The organism is Nonomuraea zeae, assembly GCF_005889725.1.
Taxonomy (GTDB): Bacteria; Actinomycetota; Actinomycetes; order Streptosporangiales; family Streptosporangiaceae; genus Nonomuraea; species Nonomuraea zeae.
The window spans coordinates 14,051-34,945 of the sequence record NZ_VCKX01000114.1 but is presented as its reverse complement, the minus strand read 5'-3'; the positions used below and the strand labels follow the sequence as shown (position 1 = coordinate 34,945).

Here is a 20,895-nt window from a genome sequence, read left to right as displayed (position 1 = left end):
GCAAGACGGCTCCCAGCATCAAGCTACAATTCGGCCTCAGCTGCGCCATGATTCACCGACGTCGGCGAGCGGCCCGGTCGGATTTTCCCACACGTGCCACGCCCCGAAGGGGCCTAGAAGTCTACAATGTAAAGGCGCTCGGTATTGTCCACTACCTGACCCGCACCGAAACCAAATCTCAACGGCATGAAACGGACGCTGACCGCCCGGCTGCCAGTAGACGGCCATCAGCTGCGGATGGCTCACCGCCGGGCACATGATGCGGGTGACCAGCGCGGGAAAGTCCGCGGGCGGGACACGTTCCTCGTGCAGCCGCGCCTCGACCCTGGCCTGGGAGATCACCTTGGGCGGGGCGGCGGTTCCGAGCACGGGGTCGCCGAACCGGAGGCGCATCGTCGGGCGGTCACCAGCGTAGGTGGTGATCGTCATCGCTCGCACCGACTCTTCCGGCAGCCCGTCCAGGGCGTCCAGCCGGTCCAGCACCTCCGAGCCGCGCGCGTGTACGAAGTTCGCCCGGGAGGTGGTGGCGGGGCGCGCGGCCTTGTCGATGACGCGTACCGAGATGCCGTGCTGGAGCGACCCGCAGGCCGGCGCCAGGCCCACCGGTCAGCCGGCGGGGGTGAGCTCGCCGAGAGCGTCCCGGGCGGTCGGCAGCACGTCCAGGTCGTGATCGGCGGGAAGGACGTGGGCGCCGCCCGTGACGATCAGCCGGCCTCCCGAGTCCCGGGCCTGGCGGGCACTCGCTTTCATGACCTCGTATCCGGCGTCGTCGCAGCCGGTGAGAGCCTCGATGTCCAGGACGATCCGGGGAGGCAGGTGGGTGGCGAGGGCACTGGCCAGGTACATCCGCACCATGTCCACCGGTGCGCCGGACAGGGAGCCGGCCGGCTGGATCAGCAGGACGGCGCCGCGGGTGCGGGTTCGGATGGAGAAGTCTTCGCCGCCCGGTCGGGCGGGACGGGGATGGGACATCGGAGAGCTTTCTGGAGAGGAGGCAGGCGCCGGAGGGGTGCGGGTGGTCACATGAGGTAGCGCAGCCACAGGTAGGGGGCGACCAGCACGACGGTGACGGTCGTGACGATCAGGCCGTACTTGGTGAACTGCCAGAAGCTGATCGGGGTGCCGTTGCGGGCGGCGATGCCGAGCACGACGACGTTGGCGGCGGCGCCGACGGCGGTGGCGTTGCCGCCCAGGTCGGCGCCGAAGGCCAGCGCCCACCACAGCACCTGCGCGCCCTCGCCGCCCGCGTGCACGAGCTGCTCGACGATCGGGCTCATCGTCGCCACGTAGGGGATGTTGTCCACCACGGCCGACAGCACGGCCGATACGCCCAGCACTCCCATCGTGGTCACGGTCAGCTGCCCGTCGGTGGCCGCGACGGCGGCTCGGGACAGCTCGCCGATGACGCCGGTCTCGACCAGGGCGCCGACCATGACGAACAGCCCGGCGAAGAACACCAGCGTGGGCCATTCCACCTCGGCGATGGCCTGCTCGGTGGTCACCTTGGTCGCGGCCACCAGTACGCCGGCGCCCAGCAGTGCGACCACCGACGGCTCGTAGTGCAACACCGGGTGCAGCACGAACGCGGCCAGCACCAGCGCGAGCACGGCCAGCGACTGCCCCAGCAGGCGGTGGTCGGCGATGGCCTCCCGCTCGTTCAGCGCCATGATCTCGGCGGCCCGGTCGGGCTCGTAGCGCAGGCGGCGGCCGAACATCGCCCAGCACAGGCCGACGAACACCGCCATGAGCACGATGACCATCGGCGCCATGTGGATGAGGAAGTCGTTGAAGCTCAGGCCGCCGCGGCTGGCGATGATGATGTTGGGCGGGTCGCCGACCAGGGTGGCGGCACCGCCGATGTTGGAGGCCATCGCCTCGGCGATGAGGAACGGCACGGGGGTGATCGCGAGCCGTTCGCACACCAGGAACGTCACCGGCGCGATCAGCAGCACCGTGGTGACGTTGTCCAGCAGCGCCGACGCCGATGCGGTGATCAGCACCAGCAGCACCATGAGCCGGAACGGCCGGCCGCGGGCGCGTTTGGCGGCCCAGATGGCGAGGTATTCGAAGACGCCGGTCTGTTTGAGTACCCCGACGATGATCATCATGCCGAGGAGCAGGAAGATGACGTTCCAGTCGATGCCGGTGTGCTGGGAGAAGAACGCCGCCTCGGCCCCGGTGGCGTGGATGGCCAGCATGATGCCGGCGCCGCCGAGCGCGGCGGCGACCCGGTGGACCTTCTCGGTGGCGATCAGCGCGTAGGCGGCCAGGAAGACCGCCACGCTCACCCAGGACAGCACGCTCATGCCGCCGGCACCCGCTCCGGCAGTGTCACCGCGCCCAGGGGAGATGCGGGAGCGGCGGCGGGGGAGTGGGCAGGAAGATCACGGGCGCGCACCGGCACATCCTTCAGGCAACGGGACTAGGACCTGCCGACCAGACTTCCCGGCGCACCTGTAGACAACGTATCAAGCATCGTCAAGATCGCGCATAGGGGGCTGCCTGCTCACACCAGGTTCTGCGGCATTGCGGCGTCGCGGTGATCGTCGAGAATGCGTCTGTCGTCTCCGGCGGCGCCGCTGTTAAGGTGGGCGCGGTGCGCCGGGAAGTCTGGTCGGCAAGATCGTCACTGATCCCGACCGGAGGCGTCCCATGATCTTCTTGCTGAGGTGCCCCTGATGGGCACGCTGCTGACGGCGTTCGCGGCCGTGCTGCTGCTGGCCGTGCTGCTGTCCAGCCTGGCCCACCGCACCATCCTGTCCACCGCGGCGTTGTTCCTGGTGGCCGGGTTTCTGCTGGGCGACGGCGTGCTCGGCGTCGTCTCGCTGCGGCCCGGGGACGACCTGGTAGCCACGCTGGCCGAGCTGGCGCTGTTCACCGTGCTGTTCACCGACGGCATGCGCGTGGGCTGGGCCGAGCTGCGCAGCGCCTGGCGGCTGCCCGGCCGGGCGCTCGGCTGGGGCCTGCCGCTCACCCTGGGCATCACCGCGCTCGGCGCCCACTACCTGCTCGGTCTGGGCTGGATCGAGGCGCTGCTGGTGGGCGCGATCCTCGCGCCCACCGACCCGGTCTTCGCCGCCGCGCTGGTCGGCAACGACAAGGTGCCGCCGCGGCTGCGGCAGCTGCTCAACGTCGAGTCCGGTGTCAACGACGGCCTGGCGTTGCCGTTCGTCATCCTCTTTCTCGCCGTCGCCGCCGGGTCGGCCGATCTGCGTCTGGGGGAGCTGGGCGTGGAGCTCGGGCTGGGCGTCGTCATCGGCGTCGCCGTCCCGTGGGTGGCGATCAAGCTGGAGCAGATGCGCTGGTTCTCCGCCTCCACCGTCTACGAGCCGCTCAACGCCCTGGCCATCGGGCTGCTCGTGCTCGCCGTCGGCAAGGCCACGCACGGCAACCTGTTCCTGGCCGCGTTCTCGGCCGGGATCACCGTGGCCACCTTCGGGCCGCGGCAGCGTGCCTCGTTCGAGCACTTCGGAGAGCTCATCGCCGAGGTGTTCAAGCTGGCCGCGCTGCTGGTGTTCGGTGCGCTCATCACCCCCGCCCTGCTGGGGTCGGTCGGCTGGGCCGGCTGGCTGTTCGCGGTGCTCGTCCTGGTCCTGGCGCGGCCGGTGGCGATCTGGCTGTCGTTCCTGCGGTCGGGGCTGTCGGTGCGCGAGCAGGCGGCGGTGGCCTGGTTCGGCCCCAAGGGCTTCGCCTCCGTCGTCTACGGCCTGCTCGTGCTCGCCTCCGGCATCGCCGCCGGGCAGCAGGTGTTCCAGATCGTCGCCGTCACCATCGTGGTCTCGATCCTGCTGCACTCCTCCACCGACATCGTGGTGGCCCGCTGGTTCGACGACGAGCACGGGGTCCCGGCCTGGTACGGCAGCGTCACCCGCCGGATACGCGGACGAGACTGAACCCGCCCGAACCTCCGCGCGTGTCTCCGCCCGGCTTTTCACCTATGGAGGTGCCATGGTGTCCCCTTCCCACGCAGCCTTCGAGCGCGCGACTGAGGTCGCGTACCTGCCGGGTGGGCCGGTGGAGTACCGGCTGGCGGGCGTAGGTCCCCGGACGGTCGTGGTGTCCCACGGCGGTCACATGCGCTCGGGCCGCGCGGCTTCGTCGCCGACATGCTGCCCGTGCCGGACTGCGCCGCCCAGGTGCACCAGCCGGCGCTGATCATCGCCACCCGCCACGACCGGTCGGTGCCCTTCGCCCACGCCGAGTCCCTGGCCGCGGCGATGCCGAACGGCGAACTCGTGGACGCCCGGGCCGACAGCCACCTGATCTGGTTCGGGCCCGGCTACCCCCGCGTCGCCGCCAGGATCCGGCACTTCCTCACTGCGGCCTGAGGGGGCCGTCACCACGTTCTCGGAGCGGTTTTCTTGTGGGGCTCTCACCTGGGCTCTTCCCGGGCGGCTGAGGCGGGCGGGAAGAACAAGACTGTTGTCCGCAGATTTTTTCAGGCACGGTTGTCGGCGTCCCCACCCCATGCCGACAGGAGTTCGAGCATGTCCGAAACCGTGCCTCTGCACCTCGCGGGCAACAACGCGCCGGTCGCCGAGGAGGTGACCCTGGAGCCGTCCAAGGTCGTCGGCGAGATCCCGGCCGAGCTGAGCGGGCAGTTCTTCCGCAACGGGCCCAACCCGCGTACCGGCTGGTCGCCGCACTCCTTCGCGGGCGACGGAATGATCCACACCATCGCGCTGGAGGGCGGCAGGGCGCGCTGGTACCGCAACCGGTACGTCCGCACGCCGCTGTACGAGCACCCCGGCCAGTCCCGCTTCGCTCTCGCCTACGACCAGGAGACGGGCCGGATCGACTACCGGGTCACCACGGCCAACACCCACCTGATCGCGCACGCGGGCCGGCTGTTCGCCCTGGAAGAGGGCGGCTTCCCGTACGAGGTGACGCCGGACCTCGCCACGATCGGGGCGTACACCTTCGACGGAGCCTTGCAGACTCCGATGACCGCGCATCCGAAGACCTGCCCGATCACGGGTGAACTGCTGTTCTTCGGCTATCAGCTGCGCCCGCCCTATCTCACCTACTACCGCGCCTCGGCCGCCGGCGAGGTGGTGCAGACGCAGGTCGTGGACGTGCCGCGCGCGACGATGATGCACGACTTCGCCATCACCCGCAACCACGTGATCTTCATGGACCTGCCGGTCGTCTTCGACGCCGCCCAGGCCGCGGCGGGCGGGCCGCCGTGGCGCTGGGATGACGCGCACCGCGCCCGGTTCGGCGTGCTGGCGCGCACGGCCGGCGACGACGCGCCCGTACGCTGGTTCGACGTCGCCCCGTGCTACGTGTGGCACACCATGAACGCCTTCGAGGACCCGGAAGGCGGCACTATCACGGTCACCGGCACCCGCGTCCCCACACTGTGGCGCGGCGGCGCCGACGACCTGGAGGGCGGGCTCCCGGTCGTGTACCGCTGGACGCTGGACTTGAGGTCGGGCACGGTCGCCGAGGCACCGCTCGACGACGCGCCCAGCGAATACCCCCGGGTGGCCGACTCCATGCTCGGGCTTCCTCACCGTTACGGCTACACGACGAGCTTCTCCTTGGCTGCCGAGCCCGACCGGTCGGAGATCTACGCCTACGACCTCACCCGTGGCGAACGGGCGGTGCACCGCCTCCCTCCGGGCCATACTTGCGGTGAGGCCGTCTTCGTGCCCCGGTCCGGGACGGGTGAGAACGAGGGTTTCCTGATGACGTTCGCCCATGACCGCGGCGCCGGCACGAGCTACCTGGCCATCCTGGACGCCGCCGACCTGGCCGCACCCCCGCTCGCCGAGGTCCACGTACCGGTGCGCATCCCCTCCGGCTTCCACGGCAACTGGATCCCGGCCTGAGGCCGGTCACCGCTTCTCGGCGTGCATCGAAGCGTTCGAGATCCGACACCGGCAGCTCGCGCCCCGCCGCCGTCCAGGAAATCCCGCAGCACGTAGGCGAACAGCAGCGGGCGCGCCGCCACGCGCCCGCCGCAGCCGCTGCCGCTTGTTCCTCGACGTTGGCCGGCAGGTCCAGCGCGAAGGCGCGCCCGCCGAGAGACGTCAACCGGCGGGCCCGTGCGTCGAGGCCCGTTCCGAGCACCACCAGCTGCGTGATGCCGGCGCGGAAGGCCTCGGCGACCTGGTCGTCGGCATAGCGTTCGCGGCACAGTACGCCGCCTCAGATCCCTCGCGCACGCTGCTCCGACGCGGCGATCGACGCTCGGCGTACGGCAGGCAGGCGGCGATCTGACCAGCTCGCCTGTGGCGGTGAAGCGGGTGCCGTGAACCGCTCCCTGTGAAGCTGTGCACCGGGCCGGCCGCCTCCGGCTTGACCACACCAATGACCGATACGGCCCCTGGCTGGACTGGGCGGTCAATCTGGTCCCCGGCTCACCCTGGAGGCCGCCATCGCCTGGCTCGAAGCCGCCCCCCAGGCCAGGCCGCCGACCGGGTCAGCCAGGCCGTGCACGGCGTCGGGATAGCCACCCACCCCATTGCCATGGATGCGGACGTGTTCGTCCGCGGCGGACAGCGCGCGGATCCCCAGCCGTGGTGGGCGGCGAAGGCGATCAGGCGGTCGGGGTAGGCGCGCCGGCGTTGGGCCAGATTGGTACGGAAGCCGCCCTTCTAGATATCGGCAAATTTGTCCAGCCGCACGCCATAAGCGGCGCGGCGTCCGGCGTGTAGGGCGACGACCATCGTGGACGTCCCGCATGCTCGGCAATAGACCGGGCTGTGACTGTCTGGAAGAGATTGCCGGCTCCCCTGAGGGCCGCGGTGAAGGGGAGCGCATCATGGCCGAGCAGGGACGCGTGCGATGGAAGCGCTTCGGCCTGCTCCTCGTTCCTGTCGCGGCGATGACGTCGCTGCTGGTCGGCGCCACGGCCCAGGGGGTCATCGGCGCCACGTTCGTGGTGTCTGGCAGCAGCTTCAAGCTCTTCGCCGGTGAACTGCGCGGCCAGGGCTTCACCCTGGCCACCGACGTGGACCGGACCAAGAAGGGCCGGCTCGTTCCCGTCATCGTGGCCGGCATCCGGCGGTCCGCGGTCACCGGTCTGTGTACGAGCGCGCTGGTGAAGACACCCGTGGGCACGGTGACGCTCCGGCTCACCGGCGGACAGGGTGGCAACGAGGTGAACATCGATGACCTGGTGATCGATGTGGCGGTGGGACAGACTGCCGCCTCCATTCGCGATCTGGAGTTGGGCCGTGACGCCAGCACCTTGGACGAGGTACCCGATGGCAGGGGGCCGGCCGGCACCTTCGGCAGCCAGGCCAGAACGGTCACCCTGCACAACGTCAGGCTGGGTGCGTGGGCGGTGACGGCCGCGACGTTCAGCCTGCCCGACCTCGGCCTCAAAATAGTGCGGGGCGAGGACGAATGCTATTGAGGCGGGCCTGGCCCAGCCCTTTCTCAGACGGCAGGCGAGATGAAGGGCGGAAGATCATGAAGTCATGGCGGCGTTCCCGGCCGTTCTGGGGCGGACTGTTCATCGTGGCGGCAGGGCTGGAACTGCTGTCCATCCCGCTCGCGCTCGACGCGCTGCCGGTGACCCTCATGTTCGGCACGATCGGAGCCGGCTACCTGATCGCCCTGGTCATGATCATCGCGGGCGTCCTCGTCTGGCTGCAACCCGGCCAGCGGGTGTTCCTCGGGGTGATTGCCATCTTGCTGGCCATGGCCTCTTTCGTCTACTCCAACCTGGGGGGTTTCCTGGTCGGCATGATTCTGGGGCTGTTGGGGGGCATGCTGGCGGTGGCCTGGACCTCTGACAACCGGCCCGCCAACCGTATCGACACCATCAGCGTCGTGAGCGCGCTGAGGGCGGCCCGAGAGATCGCTTCACGCGTGCAGGTGCCGCGCTGGGCGACGGCCGCCGCGCTGGGGCGGCACTGCCGGCGGCTGGTACCCGCACGGCGCGCCTGGGCTGAGACCGACACCCCGCCGGCGCAGGCGAGTTCCCTCGCGAAGCTGAAAGAGCCGACGGGATGAAGGGTGTGGCGCCCGTCCAGCCTGCACGGGGAGGGCACGGAGGTCGAGGTGCCGTGCCTGATCGTGACCGTGGGCAGAGCAAAGATCATCCAGGTTCGCGGCCGTGCTCATCGTGGGTTCGGCACACTTTGACTCTCCGCCCGCTGAACTTCCGCAAAACCTGGCGCGGACAGGAACCTCTTTCTCGCTCGTATTCTCGCGGCCGCGTGAACCTTCACTTTCATGATGTTCACGTTCGTCGCTGGGCTGACAGCCGGGCATCGCCACGCGTGGCCGGCCGAACTCCACGATCACCTCGCCGCCGCAGCTCCTTACCTGCCCTAAAAGGGAATGCTGGGTTGAGCCGGTCCGCTCCCCGGTCGGGTTTGGGGCGGGGCCTCTTCGGGCGAATCGATGTCACCGTGGTTCGGAGCCGCTTATCCAATGCCGGTGAGATTGCCGTTGCTCCCGTCGCGAAGGAAATCTAGGGGGCGGTCAATGCCGTTTCGATCGCCGCGCCGTTTCGCTCCAGCCACGCCTCCTGCCGCTTGATCTGATCGCCGGCGCCCTCCTGCCACATCCGTGCCCACCCCCCGCCCTGTGCCTCGGCGATCTGCTTCATCGAGAACCACGCCCGCCTTGACCGCAGTACGACCACCTCGACGAGCCGGGAGCGGTCCGTGTCCGACATCCCGTAGGCGTCGGCGAGGATCCGGCAGCGGCGCGGCGCATCGACGTCCTGCAGCAGCGGATCGGCGTCGACGGGATCATCCAGCGGAGCCCAGAAGAGCATCGCGTTGCACACCTCGTCGACCCTGGAGACCGGCTTGGCCAGGTCGAAGTCGATGAGCGCGGCTGCCTCGCCGTCCCGGAACACGATGTTGTCAGGCGTGAAGTCCATGTGCCCGACCAGCTCGGCCGGATAGGGCGGTGCGGGCGGCATGTCCGGCTGCTCGGTGAGCCCGGTGAGCCCCGAGAAGGGCCGGACCCCTTCGGGGAGGACGAAACCGGCGGCCGCGTCGTCGTAGGCCCGGACGAGGCGGCCGACCGAAGCCAACCGCGCCTCGTCGGCGATCCACGCAGGCCTCGGCCGCCCGGCGACCTCGCCGGCGACGAACGTCAGCACCTCACGTCCGGCGGCGTCAATGCCGAGAAATCTCGGAGCACCCGCGAACCCGGCCACCTCCAGGTGGCGGAGCAAGGCATGGACGAGCGGAGCGTTGAAGCCGACCGGACGCCGCACTGTGTCGCCGACGCGCACGTCGCCCTCGGTGACGTCGCCGCCGACCAGCGCGATCTCGGGCTCGGATTCAGCAGGTTCGACGTAGGTGGCGGAGCTCATGCGGTTCCCCTCTTCATTCCGGCCAAGTGTTAGACCGTACTGCGGCACGTGGGCACGATCGATTGATTTCCTTGGCCATCTACCAGGATTTCCGATCGCCGCCGGCCAGGAACCGTCGGGGTCGACAAGATCTGCGAAACCGATCACACCGGCGTCATCGACTGCGACAACATCTGGGCGATGTCCTACTACAACCGGGGCACGGTTCAGCCAGGCCAGGACCACGCCTATTTCCATCTCAGGCCCAGCGGCAGCTACGGGCATGCCTGCATCCACCCAGGCAGCAAGGGAAACTTCCCGGTGGCGCTGAAGGTCACGTACATCAACTGGTGGGGGCGAATGCGGTGACGTGAGCTGGCAAGGCTGAGCGCGGCGCACGTCACCTCAAGACGAAGAAACCCTCGCCCGGGGTCCTCTCGCGCCGGGCGAGCGCTTCGCTGGGGCCCCGCGGGAAGTCGCGCAGGCCGATGAGCTCGAACTCGGCGTCCTCGCGCTTGACAACTCGTGGCAGGGGTTATGCGCCGGGCTCGTGAACGGTTCGCTGGACCTTGACCTCGCGGTCGTGGCTGAAGGGCAGCCCTTCCAGGTTGAAGCTCCACGACAGGGGTGGGGTGATGCGCATGTAGGCGGCCGACCCGAGCTGGCCCTGGGGTTCGACGAGTTCGGCCTCGTCGTGGATGCGCAGGTGGCGACGATGTGTGGTCCTAGGCAGGCGCGACTCCTGGGGGTGACCCCTGACGAAAGTAAAGGCGTGAACTGGCCTTTCGGGCATGTTGGGCATGGTGGCGCCATTCCTACAGTGCTGCGCATGATCAGAACTCGACGCACTCCCGCGGCCCTCCTTCTCGCCTTGGCCCTGGCCCTACCGGCGGCCGTTTCGACGTCATCGCCCGCCGCCGCCGCCACCTCCGCCACGGGCACTGCCGAGGTGCGCTTCGCGATCCCTCGCCCCACGGGCCAGTACGAGGTCGGGCGCGACACCCTGCATCTCCTCGACGTCGGCCGCCGAGACCCGTGGGTGCCCACAGCCGCGCGCGAGTTGATGGTGTCGATGTATTTCCCGGCCAGGACCGGCGGGAGCGGCGCGCCGTACATGACCGTTGACGAGGCTCGTCTCCTCCTGAAAGGACAGAAACTCGACACCGTCTTCAAGGCCGAGCAGCTCGCCGGTGTCAGCACGAACGCCCGCCTTCGCGCCCGCCCCACAGGCGGAACGCACCCCCTGGTGGTGCTCTCCCCGGGGTTCACCCTCAACCGCGCCACCCTGACCACGCTCGCCGAAGACCTCGCCTCCAAGGGGTACGTCGTCGCCCTCGTGGATCACGCCTACGAGTCGTTCGGCACGACCTTTCCCGGCGGCCGTACCCTGACCTGCGTCGCATGCGAGACGGTGGAGAACGCTCCCTCCGATGAGGCGGAGAAGGAAGTGATGGCCAAGGCCGCGGTCAACCGGGCGGCCGATCTGTCCTTCGTCATCGACCGGCTGACCCGCCCCGCACGGACCGCACCCGCCTGGAAGCACTGGCAGATGATCGACCCGCGCCGGGTCGGCGCCGCCGGCCACTCGCTCGGCGGCAACGCCGCGGCGAGTGTCATGGCCACCGACCAGCGCGTCCGCGCCGGAGTGAACCTGGACGGCTCCTTCTTCGCCCCGGTCCCGGTCTCCGGCCTCGGCAGGCGGCCGTTCCTCATGCTCGGCACCAAGGCCCAGCACTCGCCCGGCTCCGCCGACACCACCTGGCCGCGGGACTGGCGACGCCTGGACGGCTGGAAGCGCTGGCTGACCGTGGCCGACTCCGGCCACTTCACCTTCATCGACCTGCCCATTCTGGGCGCACAGGCCGGGATCACCGATCCTGCCGCGCCGCTGTCGGGCAAGCGGTCAGGTGAGATCACCACGGCGTACGTGGGTGCCTTCTTCGACCAGCACCTCGACGGCGAGCACGAGCCCCTGCTGAACGGCCCGTCCCCCGCCAACCCGGAAGTGACCTTCCAGAACCCCTGAGACCGGCGTGGGACACCCGCACGATGGGGACGATCCCGGCCACGGCGGACGGGGATCGGGGTTCCCGCCGGCCCTGCTCACCCCCTGGCCGGGTGCGAGCATCGCGTCGAAGACCGCCCCGTGGCCGTGGAATTCCGTGCCGCCGATCCGTGGACGGTTCCGTGGTCAGCACGGATGTGGCCCGACCTGCCTCGGAGCCAAGCTGTGAACACGAACACAGCGGGTCGATCGCGACCCACGACGTCAGGAGTGACCATGACCGGCTCGTCCACCCAGGGCATCACGACCGTCCTGCACCCGGTGTCCGACCTGGCGAAGGCCAAGGCGGTGTACGCGGCCCTGCTCGGCGTGGAGCCGATGGCCGACTCGTCCTACTACGTCGGCTTCGAGGCTGGGGGCCAGCACATCGGCCTGGTGCCGGGCGGCGGGCCGCAGGGCATGACCGTTCCGGTGGCGTACTGGCACGTGTCGGACATCGCGGCGAAGCTGGCCGAGCTGACCGCCGCGGGGGCCACCGTGAAGGAGGCCGCACACGACGTCGGCGGCGGCCGCCTGACGGCCACCGTCACCGACCCCGACGGCAACGTACTCGGACTGCTTCAAGACCGCTGAACGCCGACGACGCAGCGAGACTCGCCCGCGTCGAGCCGAGGGCCCTCAGCGCCCCTTTCGAGATCGAGTACATCAGGGTTCCCAGCGGGGAATCCGCCAGGAGCAGCTTTCCAAAGCACGCCCCGGAGCTCTGGCACGGGTCGACCAACCCGATGAGAAAGGCAGTGGCAGAACATGAACCAGCACGTCAGCGACAACCTGCGCGATGTCAAGAGCACGAAGCAGCAGCCCGAGAAGCGCACAATGAGGTTCACGCTCAACGGCGTACTCTGGTCACTCCAAGCGTTGTTCGGCTTCTTCTTCGCCGGCAGCGGATTCGGCAAGGTGCTGTTGTACGACGAGGCTCTGTATGCGGCAGCGCCTCGGGCCGTGGCTTGGTACGCCGCGGTGCCGCAGCCCCTGATCGTCTTCATCGGGGTCTGTGAGGTGCTGGGCGGTGTGGGGCTGATCCTGCCGGCGATGGCGCGGGTCAAGCCGATGCTGACGCCGCTCGCCGCCGCCGGCCTGACCCTGACGATGATCCTCGCGGCCGGTTTTCACATCGTGCGCGGCGAGTACGCGTTGGTGCCCGCGAACCTCCTGCTCGGAGGCGTCGCGGCGGTCATCACAGCCGGACGAGGGAAGCTGAGGCCCGTCGCGCCCGCGAGCATCACCACCTCACGGGCACTCTGGTCGTTCGCGGTCCTCGGCGCGGTGGTCCTGCTGACATTCGTGCCGACGTGGTACACGATGACCAACGTGCAATTCTGATACCTCGCCGAGCATGGGGCCTGGCTCGTAGCCGAGCCCACTCCCGGGGAAGCCGGCGAGATCGTCAAGCATCATCCCAGGTCAGCAAGGGTACGACACTCGCAACTGGGAGGAGTGGTACGGGTGGGGTCGCTGGGGAGGCGCTGGCTTTCGCCTTGTCCGTGGCGATCAGTCCGGAAACGGTCATGGCGGTGAGGTTCGCGCCACCGGCCACCGGCGTGGCACCGCCCGTCCAGCAGCCGGGCAGGCCGCTGCCGTGACCTGGCTCGCCGCGGGTATGCGCGGCCCGCTGAGCTGGCCCCGGGAGATCACCGCGGGGGTCACGCTGGCGGCGCTGGCCATCCCGCTCAACATCGGCTACGCGCAGATCGCCGGGCTGCCGCCGGTCGTCGGCCTGTACGCCGCCATCGTGCCGATGCTGGTGTTCGCGCTGCTCTGCTCCTCCCGCCAGCTCGTCGCCAGCCCGGACGCGCCCATCGCCGCGCTCATCGCCTCGCTGCTGGTCGCGATCGGCGCCCGCCCCGGCAGCCCGCAGTACGCCGAGCTCGCCTACGCCCAGGCGCTCGTCTGCGCGGTGGTGTTCCTGCTGTTCTACGCCTTCAAGCTGGGCTTCCTGGCCAACTTCCTGTCCGAGCCCGTCCTGGTCGGCTTCATCGCCGGCCTGGCCGTCGAGATCCTCACCAGCCAGATCAAGAAGATCCTCGGCATCCACACCACGGCCGAACGGTTCTTCCCCGAGCTGTGGGAGATCATCACCAAGATCCCGCAGGCGCACCCGTGGAGCGTCGTCGTCGGCGCCGCCACCATGGCCGTGATCATCGCTCTGCGCAGGCTCGCTCCCGCGCTGCCCGGCCCGCTGATCGCCCTGGTGGCCGCCACCGCGGTCGTGGCCTGGGCCGGGCTCGACACCCGCGGCGTCTCGGTGCTCGGCCACGTCCCGTCCGGGCTGCCGGTCCCGCACTGGCCGCAGGTCGCGCTCGGCCAGTGGGCCGCGCTCATCCCCGGCGCCATCGCCATCTGCGCCGTCACCCTGGCCGACGGCCTGCTCACCGCGCGCCGCTACGCCGAACAGCACCACTACCGGCTCGACGCCGACACCGAGTTGCGTGCCTTCGGCCTGGCCAACGTCGCCGCCGGGCTCACCCAGTCGATGACCGTCGGCTCCAGCGCCTCGCGTACCGCCGCCATGGACGCCACCGGCTCCCGCTCCCAGATCCCCAGCGCCGTCTGCGCGATCGTGGTGGCCGTCCTGGTCGCGTTCTTCTCCGGCGCGCTCGCCTACCTGCCGAACGCGGCCCTGGCCGGCATCGTCGCCGTCGCCGTCATCCGGCTCATCGACGCGGGCAGGCTGGCCGAGCTGTGGCGGCTGCGCCGCTCCGAATTCTGGATCGCCGTCGTCTGCCTGCTCGGCGTGCCCGTGCTCGGCTCGCTCACCGCGGTCATCATCGCCTTCCTGCTGTCGGCGGTGGACGTCGTACGGCGTGCCTCCCGGCCCAGCACCGCCACCCTTCGGCCGGGCGAGCACGGCCGCTACATCCGCGGCCCGGCCGAAGGCGCTCTGGCCGTCTACCGCTTCGAGAGCCAGCTCTTCTTCGCCAACGCCGACACCTTCAAAGCCGAGATCACCCACCTGGCCGACCGGGGCGCCCGGTGGATCGTCCTGGACGCCGAGGCCATCTCCGACGTCGATACCACCGGTGCGGCGGCCCTCCGCGAAACCGCCGGCACCCTGCGAGAACGCGGCGTCACCTTCGCCGTCTCCCGCGCCACCACATCGCTGCGCCACCTGCTGGCCCACTACGGCCTGACCGGGCTCACCTTCTACGACTCCAACGAGGCCGCAGCCGCCGCCTACCGGGAGAGTGATCATGGGTAAGGCGTTCGCCGACATGCTGCCCTACACCCTGGGCCTGATCGTCTCGCCGTTCCCGGTGGTGGCCGTCATCGCCCTGCTGATCAGCGCGAACGGCCGCGCCAAGGCCCTGCTGTTCGAGGTCACCTGGCTGATCATGAGCTGGGTGGTGCTGCTCGTCCTCATCATCCTGCTGGGCGCCGCCGGCGCCACCGGCCACGCCAGGCCCGCTTGGGTCAGCTGGCTCGCCCTGCTCATCGGCGTGCTCCTGCTCCTGCTGGCCGTCGCCGGCATCCGCAGGGCCGCCCGCCGCAAGCAGAGCGCCGCCCCGGAGGCGCCCCGCTGGATCGCGGCCATGGACACGCTGACCACTCCCAAGATCATCGGGGTGGCGGCCATGCTGATCGTGGCCAACCCGGTCAACCTGGCCTCCCTGGCCGGCGGCGCCCTCGCCGTAGCCGACGAGCCCCTGCCCCTCGGCCGGCAGCTCGTCCTCGCCGCCGTGTTCGTCGTCATCGGCAGCATCGGCGTGCTCGTCCCCTATGTCACCGCGCTCCGCGCAGGCGGCGACCAGCTGCTCCACCGCATGCGCGGCTGGCTGATCCAGCACAACGGCGCCCTCATGCTGCTCCTGCTGCTGAGCTTCAGCCTGCTGTTCCTCGCCAAGGGCCTGCGCGGCCTGCTGGCGTAGGGCTACGGCGTCACGATCGCGAACGCGGGATCCGGCTCTTCCAGCACGGCGGTCAGGCGGTGCAGGACGTCCATGTCGCCTTCGTGCTCGATGCCGTCGGCCGGCCGGCCGGTGAGCAGGCCGAGCAGTTGCGGCTTGGTGAGCGTGAGCGTCAGGTCCGCCGGCTGGGGCGGCGGGTCGGCCTGGTGGATGAGCACGCCGTTGGACAGGGTGGTGCGGTGGCGCTGGTTCAGGTCGGTCAGGTGCCAGTCGATGGCCAGGCTCTCGGTCCACGCCTGGGGGCCGTCGATGCGGATGGCCAGGGAGTCGAAGATCTGCTCGACGGTCAGGGCGTCGAGCATCTCCGGCGAGGTGGTGTCGAGGGTGGGGGGTACGGCGTCGCCGGTCAGCTCCAGTGCGCCGACGAGGTAGAAGTTGCGCCACGTGCCGTTCTCGGCGCCCTGGCCGAGCCGGGTGTAGACCTCGGCGAGCATCGAGCGCGCCTGGCTGTCGTGCTCGTCGGCGAAGACGGCGTCGTTGAGCAGCGAGGCGGCGAAACGCAGGTCGCCGTCGTCGATGTAGCGGCGGGCGAAGGCGAGGACGCCCTCGCGTCCGCCCATGCACTCGACGTAGCGGCGCGCCTGCTCGACCGGCGGATGTTCCCACAGGTGGGCCGGGTTGCCGTCGAACCAGCCGAGGTAGCGCTGGTAGATGGCCTTGACGTTGTGGCTGACCGAGCCGTAGTAGCCGTGGGTGTGCCATGCCTGCTCCAGCGCGGGCGGCATCCGCATGGCCTCGGCGATCTCGGTGCCGGTCATGCCCTTGTTCATCATCCGCAGCGTCTGGTCGTGCATGTAGGCGTACATGTCGCGCTGCTGCGACAGGAACGTGACGATGTTCTCCCGGCCCCAGGTGGGCCAGTGGTGCGAGGCGAAGACGACGTCGGCCTGGTCCGCGAACAGGGCGATCGCCTCGGTCAGGTAGCGCGCCCAGATGCGGGTGTCGCGCACCAGGGCGCCGCGCAGGGTGAGGATATTGTGCTGGTTGTGGGTGGCGTTCTCGGCCATGCACAGCGCCCGGCGGTCGGGCAGGAGGAAGTTCATCTCCGCCGGCGCCTCGGTGCCCGGGGTGAGCTGGAAGACGATGCGTATTCCGTCGATCGTCTCCTCCTGCCCGGTGTGCGTGATGTCCTTGCTCGGCGGGATGAGGGAGATGGTGCCGGTCGAGGTGGTCATGCCCAGCCCGGTGCCGATCTGGCCCTCGGGCGAGCGGGGCAGGGCGGGGCCGTACATGTAGGTGGCCCGCCGGTTCATCGCGGTGCCGGCGTAGACGTTCTCCGACACCGCGTGTTCCAGGAACCCGGCCGGCGCCAGGATCGGCACGCTGCCGTCGGTGACGCCGCGCACCCCGCCGAAGTGGTCGGCGTGGGAGTGGGTGTAGATGACCGCGGTGACCGGGCGGTCGCCCCGCTGGTCGCGATAGAGCTTCAGCCCGGCCGCCGCGCATTCGACGGACAGCAGCGGGTCGACCACGACGACGCCCTCGTCGCCCTCGATCAGGGTCATGTTCGACAGGTCCAGGCCGCGTACCTGATAGATGCCGCCGGTCACCTCGTACAGACCCTGTTTGACGCACAGCTGCCCCTGCCGCCACAGGCTGGGATGCGCGCTGTCGGGGCACTCCTGCGCCAGGAAGCCGTAGGAGTCGGTGTCCCACACGACCCGGCCGTCGGTCTTGACCACCGCGGGGCTGAGCGCGGCCACGAATCCGCGGTCGGCGGCCTCGAAGTCCGCCCGATCACCAAAAGGAAGGTCTGCCATGCATCCGGCCTTCCCGCTGGCGACCCCGCTCCGCCACCACCAGCCGGTACCCTCGCCCGCTCGTGACCATCTCTTTGACAGCGTCACGCCGTGCTCTCCGGCTACCCCGGGGCTCAATGCTCAGGGCGGGTGGCGAGCTTTTCGATGGTGTGGAGTTCCCGGTCGATCTTCGCGAGGGCGGCGCGGTGGAGCTGCGACTCGCTCGGGCCGGGCGCCGGGGTGCGGTCGCGCTGGTGTTCCAGGTGCGCCAGCAAGGTCTCCTCGCCCACGCGGCGGGCGGCGAAGGCGATGACGATGGTGGCGGATTGCATCAGGCACCAGCCCGGCCGGAGCCTGGCGTCCATCGTGTCCTCACCGCCGGCGGTGTCCCGCACCAGCACGCGCAGGAACTCGCCGCGCTGCTCGATGACACGGACCTGGGCGACACCGGGTTCGTAGCGGGGGGTGGAGTTCTCCAGGTCTGCGATGACCCGCCATACCGTGTCGAAGGGGGCGGCGATGCGGCGCTGACCGACGGTGGCGCCGGGCAGGGCGGCCGCCAGGACGGCGAGGCGGTCGATCGGGTCGAGCTCGGGATGCGTCACGAGTCCCACACCTCCCGGAATGCGGCTCTGGCTCGGTGCAGGCGGGATTTCACGGTTCCTGCCGGGATCCCCAGCGTGGTGGCGATCTCTTGTTCGCTGAGTCCTTCCCGGGTACGCAGGATCAGCACCACGCGTTGTGAGAGCGGCAGCCGCGCCAGCGCGTCATCGATGTCCACGAGTCCTTCCGGGGAGGCGGTGGGGTGGCCTGCGAGCGTTTCCTCCGTGGCGATCTCGACGTCGTGGCGGTGGGCGAGCCGGGTCGCCGTCCGGACGGTGACCGACCGTACCCAGGTGATGATCGCCTCGGGGGCGCGCAGCGAGGGCAGGCCACGGAAGATTTCCAGCAGAGCCTCCTGCGCCGCGTCGTCGGCCGCGGCCGGAGCGATCCGGGCGCACAATCGGCGCACGTATGGTGCCAGCTCGTCGATCAGCCGGTCCAGCGCGAGCGCGTCCCCCTGCTGAGCAGCGGCGACGATCTCGGGGTCCACGCCGGGAAGATTAGCAGGAACCTTTCGCGGGTTCCCCGCCACCTTTTCGGCAGGAGGACACCACAGAGAGGCCTGTCTTGTGAAACCAGACCTGCATATCGTCGGCGCCGGCTTGACCGGGCTCACCGCCGCCATCGAGGCGGCCGAACGTGGCTGGCGGGTGAGCGTCGCCGAGGCGAGCTCCCGGCCCGGGGGGCGGGGACGCACGCTGGCGGCTCCCTTCCGGGCCAACGCCGGTCCGCACGCGATCTACGTGGACGGGTCATGGTGGGCGTGGCTGGAGCGTCGCGGCCTCACCCCGCCCGTCGCGGAGGCGCCGCGTGCTGCCGGCCTCGTCCGGGCCGGAGGGCGGCTCGGTCCGTGGCCGGACGACCCCGGCCGGGCGATCGCCGCGCTGCCTGCTGAGGCGCCGGCCGGGGAGTCGTTGCGCGCGTGGCTGCTGCGGCACGTCGAGGCCAGGACGGCGGAGGCGATCATCGGAGTGGCCTTCATCTTCACCTTCGACCACGACCCGGGGCGGCTGTCGGCCGCGTTCGCCCAGGAGCGCCTTCGCCGGGCGTTCGCCGGCGGCGTCCGGTACGTGATCGGGGGGTGGTCCACTCTGGTCGGTCTTCTCGCCGAGCGGGCCGCGGGCCTCGGCGCGGAGATACGTACCCAGGCCCGGGTGCCCGCCCCGCCTGCGGGCCCGGCGATCCTGGCCACCAGCCTGGCCACGGCGCGTCAGCTGACCGGGGACGGCTCGCTCACCTGGCCCAGCGCCCGCGTGGCAACCGTCGACCTGGGGTTGCGGGCGGGCGGCGGCCCGGACTGGTTCCGGGTGCTGGACCTTGACGACCGGATCTACGCCGCCCGCTACAGTCTCGCCGACCCCAGCTTGGCTCCGCCCGGGCACGAACTCGTCCAGATCTCCGCCGCCTGCGCTCCGGGCGAGCGGAAGGCCGACGCCGAGCGCCGCGTACAGCATCTTCTCGACCAGGCGTGGCCCGGCTGGCGCGCCGCGGTGCGGTGGCGGCGCAGCGCCCTCCGCACGCACTGCACCGGGGCCGTCGACCTGCCCGGGACGACCTGGCACGACCGCCCGGCCGTCAGCCGGGGCCACACCCTCGCCGTGGCCACCGACCAGTCCGCCGCGCCCGGGCTGCTGGCCGAGGTCGGAATCGCCGCCGCGCAACTCGCCGTCCGGCACCTGGAAGATCGGAGGGTGCCGGCAGGGCTGCCGTCATCGGGTACGCGGGGCGTTGCGTGATGTGGCTGGGGGAGCGCGGCGGCGGCTTCGGCAGGGCCTTGCCGGTTTCCCGGCTATCTCTGAATGACGATGTCGTGTGCGGTGGTGGCGGCCGGGGTGCCGTTGCACAGCACGGCCTGTCCGGTGGAGATGAAGGCCGTTGAGCAGCCCTCGTTGTCGGTGACGACCAGGGTGGCCCGGAACGTCCCGGCGCGCGGGTAGAGGTGGGTGATCCGGGGATCGGCGGTGGTCAGGGAGGTTCCGTCGCCGAAGTCCCAGTGGTAGCGCGCCACTCGCCCGTCCGGGTCGGCGGACGCCGACGCGTCGAAGGCCGCCGAACGGCCGGTGACGACGCGGGCCGTGAAGCCGGCGACCGGCCCCTGGCCGGGCAGGACCGCGGCCGACCCGTAAGCGGGCTCCACGCCACCGGAGGTGAAGGGTGAGCCGGGCAGAGGCCGCATCGTTCCGGCGGCGCCGAGGCCGAACGCGCTGAGTGCGCCGTCGAGCCCGTCGTCGGGGTTGCCGTCACCGGGGTCGCCGGTGGAGGCGTAGAGGAATCGTCCGTCCGGTGATGTGGTGATCCCGACCGGGCCGATGCCGGCCGGGACCGGCGATCCCTTCACGGGTGTGAGCGCCCCGTCGGCGCCGACGGAGAAGCCCGACACCGCGCCGTCGCCTGGAGGGGTGTTGCCGGCTCCCGGGGCCGGGCTGGCGACGTAGACGAAACGTCCGTCGGGGGAGGTGATGATGCCTTCGGGGAAGGTCGACACGGCGTACGGCGAGTGCGGCAGCGCGGTCAGCGCGCCGTCGGAGCCGATCGCGAAACCGTAGATCTGGGAGGTGTCGCTGCAGGTCAGATAGAGGTGGCGGCCGTCGGGCGCGATGGTGATGGCCCCGCAGAAGCGGCCCAGCCGGATGGGCGGCTTGACTTCGGCGAGCGTGCCGTCGCCCCTGATGGCGAAGGTGCTGATCGCGCCGACGGAGGTGAGCCGGTCCGGGCCGGGGTCGCCGTGACCGGCGTACAGGAACCGGCCGTCGGGGGTCACCGCCAGTCCGCGCGGATTGGCCACGCTGGTTTGCGTGGGGGAGCCGCGCAGCGGGCTGATCCGGCCGTCTGGAGCGATCGCGAAGCCGGCGACCGACTTGCTGAAGACGTGGGCGACGTACAGGAAGTGCCCGCCGGGTGTCACGACGATGCCCAAGGGGGTGTTTCCGCCGGTCCGGACGGTGGCCTGCGGGGTCAGCCGGCCCTGCGGCCCCACCGTGTAGGCCGAGATGGTGCCGGCTTCGCCGTCGCCCGCGTTGGCCGCGTAGGCCATGCGGGCGTCCGGGGTGAACGCCATCTGGCGGACTCCCGGGCCCGCGGTCACGGGGTCGCCGGTCAGGATCGGGCGTCCGGTGGCCAGATCGATGACGAACCTGGAGATGTCGGAGGTCTCGCTGTTGGTCACGTAGACGGCGCGTTCGCTCCCCGGCGCCGGGTCCGGCTGGGCGCCGGCGGGCAGGGAGGGGATCAGCGCCCCCGAGACCAGCAGCGCGGTGAGGGACAGCGGGCGGCGAGCACGTCCAAGGCTCAGCTGGTGTCTCAACTTCTGTCCTC

21 protein-coding genes and 1 pseudogene are annotated in these 20,895 nt (G+C 70.4%); 12 read left to right on the top strand and 10 right to left on the bottom strand.

The features are described 5' to 3' along the window. Positions 1-36 precede the first annotated feature (36 nt). From ETD85_RS64840 to ETD85_RS31565, 3 genes are read right to left on the bottom strand one after another with little or no spacing between them, the layout of a single operon-like run. Entirely contained in the window at positions 37-603 is a 567-nt protein-coding gene (locus ETD85_RS64840) for an FAD-dependent oxidoreductase (protein ID WP_206058788.1), read from the bottom strand. Positions 604-606: 3 nt separating this feature from the next. After that, the gene (locus ETD85_RS31570) at positions 607-972 is read right to left on the bottom strand and encodes an STAS domain-containing protein (protein ID WP_138693457.1); all 366 of its coding nucleotides are present in this window, start codon (positions 970-972) and stop codon (positions 607-609) included. Positions 973-1,019: 47 nt separating this feature from the next. Continuing rightward, complete coding sequence (locus ETD85_RS31565; RefSeq protein WP_138693456.1) at positions 1,020-2,306, bottom strand: ArsB/NhaD family transporter; 1,287 nt, start codon at positions 2,304-2,306, stop codon at positions 1,020-1,022. Positions 2,307-2,678: 372 nt separating this feature from the next. Between ETD85_RS31565 and ETD85_RS31560 the strand changes: the two genes are divergently transcribed. From ETD85_RS31560 to ETD85_RS31550, 3 genes are all read left to right on the top strand, one after another. Further along, the gene (locus ETD85_RS31560) at positions 2,679-3,893 is read left to right on the top strand and encodes a cation:proton antiporter (protein WP_138693455.1); all 1,215 of its coding nucleotides are present in this window, start codon (positions 2,679-2,681) and stop codon (positions 3,891-3,893) included. A gap of 213 nt (positions 3,894-4,106) precedes the next feature. Continuing rightward, positions 4,107-4,328: an alpha/beta fold hydrolase gene (locus tag ETD85_RS31555; RefSeq protein WP_138693454.1), complete on the top strand. Its 222-nt coding sequence runs from the start codon at positions 4,107-4,109 to the stop codon at positions 4,326-4,328. Between the two features lie 159 nt (positions 4,329-4,487). After that, positions 4,488-5,834, top strand: coding sequence for a carotenoid oxygenase family protein (locus ETD85_RS31550; RefSeq protein WP_138693453.1), 1,347 nt, complete (start codon positions 4,488-4,490; stop codon positions 5,832-5,834). Between the two features lie 202 nt (positions 5,835-6,036). Here the strand turns inward: ETD85_RS31550 and ETD85_RS67585 are convergent. Next, a pseudogene (locus tag ETD85_RS67585) lies at positions 6,037-6,090 on the bottom strand (hypothetical protein); the annotation flags it as partial. A 679-nt stretch (positions 6,091-6,769) separates the two neighbouring features. Between ETD85_RS67585 and ETD85_RS31540 the strand changes: the two are divergent. Both ETD85_RS31540 and ETD85_RS31535 read left to right on the top strand, forming a co-directional pair. After that, positions 6,770-7,366, top strand: coding sequence for a DUF6230 family protein (locus tag ETD85_RS31540; protein WP_138693452.1), 597 nt, complete (start codon positions 6,770-6,772; stop codon positions 7,364-7,366). 56 nt (positions 7,367-7,422) lie between these two features. Beyond that, entirely contained in the window at positions 7,423-7,968 is a 546-nt protein-coding gene (locus ETD85_RS31535) for a DUF6114 domain-containing protein (protein WP_138693451.1), read from the top strand. Positions 7,969-8,431: 463 nt separating this feature from the next. On the opposite strand, the gene ETD85_RS31530 is transcribed toward ETD85_RS31535, so the two are convergent. Beyond that, positions 8,432-9,337: an aminoglycoside phosphotransferase/kinase family protein gene (locus ETD85_RS31530; RefSeq protein ID WP_240779558.1), complete on the bottom strand. Its 906-nt coding sequence runs from the start codon at positions 9,335-9,337 to the stop codon at positions 8,432-8,434. Between the two features lie 132 nt (positions 9,338-9,469). Between ETD85_RS31530 and ETD85_RS63400 the strand changes: the two genes are divergently transcribed. Continuing rightward, on the top strand, positions 9,470-9,637 hold the full coding sequence (locus ETD85_RS63400) for a hypothetical protein (RefSeq protein WP_170246933.1): 168 nt from the start codon (positions 9,470-9,472) through the stop codon (positions 9,635-9,637). A 166-nt stretch (positions 9,638-9,803) separates the two neighbouring features. Here the strand turns inward: ETD85_RS63400 and ETD85_RS31525 are convergent, their stop codons facing one another. Continuing rightward, entirely contained in the window at positions 9,804-10,061 is a 258-nt protein-coding gene (locus ETD85_RS31525; RefSeq protein ID WP_206058786.1) for a PNPOx family protein, read from the bottom strand. A 36-nt stretch (positions 10,062-10,097) separates the two neighbouring features. Here ETD85_RS31525 and ETD85_RS31520 point away from each other — a divergent pair, with 36 nt between their 5' ends. The 5 genes from ETD85_RS31520 (at position 10,098) to ETD85_RS31500 (ending at position 15,199) form a co-directional block, all read left to right on the top strand. Further along, a complete protein-coding gene (locus ETD85_RS31520) occupies positions 10,098-11,294 on the top strand; it encodes an alpha/beta hydrolase family protein (protein ID WP_138693450.1) in 1,197 nt (398 codons plus the stop codon). Between the two features lie 255 nt (positions 11,295-11,549). Next, complete coding sequence (locus tag ETD85_RS31515; protein WP_138693449.1) at positions 11,550-11,906, top strand: VOC family protein; 357 nt, start codon at positions 11,550-11,552, stop codon at positions 11,904-11,906. A gap of 174 nt (positions 11,907-12,080) precedes the next feature. After that, entirely contained in the window at positions 12,081-12,656 is a 576-nt protein-coding gene (locus ETD85_RS31510) for a DoxX family protein (protein ID WP_138693448.1), read from the top strand. Positions 12,657-12,912: 256 nt separating this feature from the next. Then, positions 12,913-14,532 (top strand): SulP family inorganic anion transporter, encoded by a 1,620-nt coding sequence (locus ETD85_RS31505; RefSeq protein ID WP_138693447.1) that lies wholly within the window; start codon positions 12,913-12,915, stop codon positions 14,530-14,532. Further along, the gene (locus tag ETD85_RS31500) at positions 14,525-15,199 is read left to right on the top strand and encodes a GAP family protein (protein WP_138693446.1); all 675 of its coding nucleotides are present in this window, start codon (positions 14,525-14,527) and stop codon (positions 15,197-15,199) included. The genes ETD85_RS31505 and ETD85_RS31500 overlap by 8 nt, the downstream gene beginning before the upstream one ends. Positions 15,200-15,201: 2 nt before the next feature. Here the strand turns inward: ETD85_RS31500 and ETD85_RS31495 are convergent, their stop codons facing one another. The 3 genes from ETD85_RS31495 to ETD85_RS31485 form a co-directional block, all read right to left on the bottom strand. Then, a complete protein-coding gene (locus tag ETD85_RS31495) occupies positions 15,202-16,998 on the bottom strand; it encodes an alkyl/aryl-sulfatase (RefSeq protein ID WP_138693445.1) in 1,797 nt (598 codons plus the stop codon). 113 nt (positions 16,999-17,111) lie between these two features. Continuing rightward, positions 17,112-17,582, bottom strand: a complete 471-nt coding sequence (locus tag ETD85_RS31490; protein ID WP_138693444.1) for an SRPBCC family protein — start codon at positions 17,580-17,582, stop codon at positions 17,112-17,114. Continuing rightward, positions 17,579-18,070: an RNA polymerase sigma factor gene (locus tag ETD85_RS31485; protein ID WP_206058784.1), complete on the bottom strand. Its 492-nt coding sequence runs from the start codon at positions 18,068-18,070 to the stop codon at positions 17,579-17,581. The genes ETD85_RS31490 and ETD85_RS31485 overlap by 4 nt, the downstream gene beginning before the upstream one ends. 79 nt (positions 18,071-18,149) lie before the next feature. On the opposite strand from ETD85_RS31485, the gene ETD85_RS66960 reads away from it, so the two are divergent. Further along, the gene (locus ETD85_RS66960) at positions 18,150-19,316 is read left to right on the top strand and encodes an NAD(P)-binding protein (RefSeq protein ID WP_276617292.1); all 1,167 of its coding nucleotides are present in this window, start codon (positions 18,150-18,152) and stop codon (positions 19,314-19,316) included. 53 nt (positions 19,317-19,369) lie between these two features. Here the strand turns inward: ETD85_RS66960 and ETD85_RS31475 are convergent, their stop codons facing one another. Next, the gene (locus ETD85_RS31475; protein WP_170246931.1) at positions 19,370-20,884 is read right to left on the bottom strand and encodes a beta-propeller fold lactonase family protein; all 1,515 of its coding nucleotides are present in this window, start codon (positions 20,882-20,884) and stop codon (positions 19,370-19,372) included. Between the last annotated feature and the right edge of the window lie 11 nt (positions 20,885-20,895).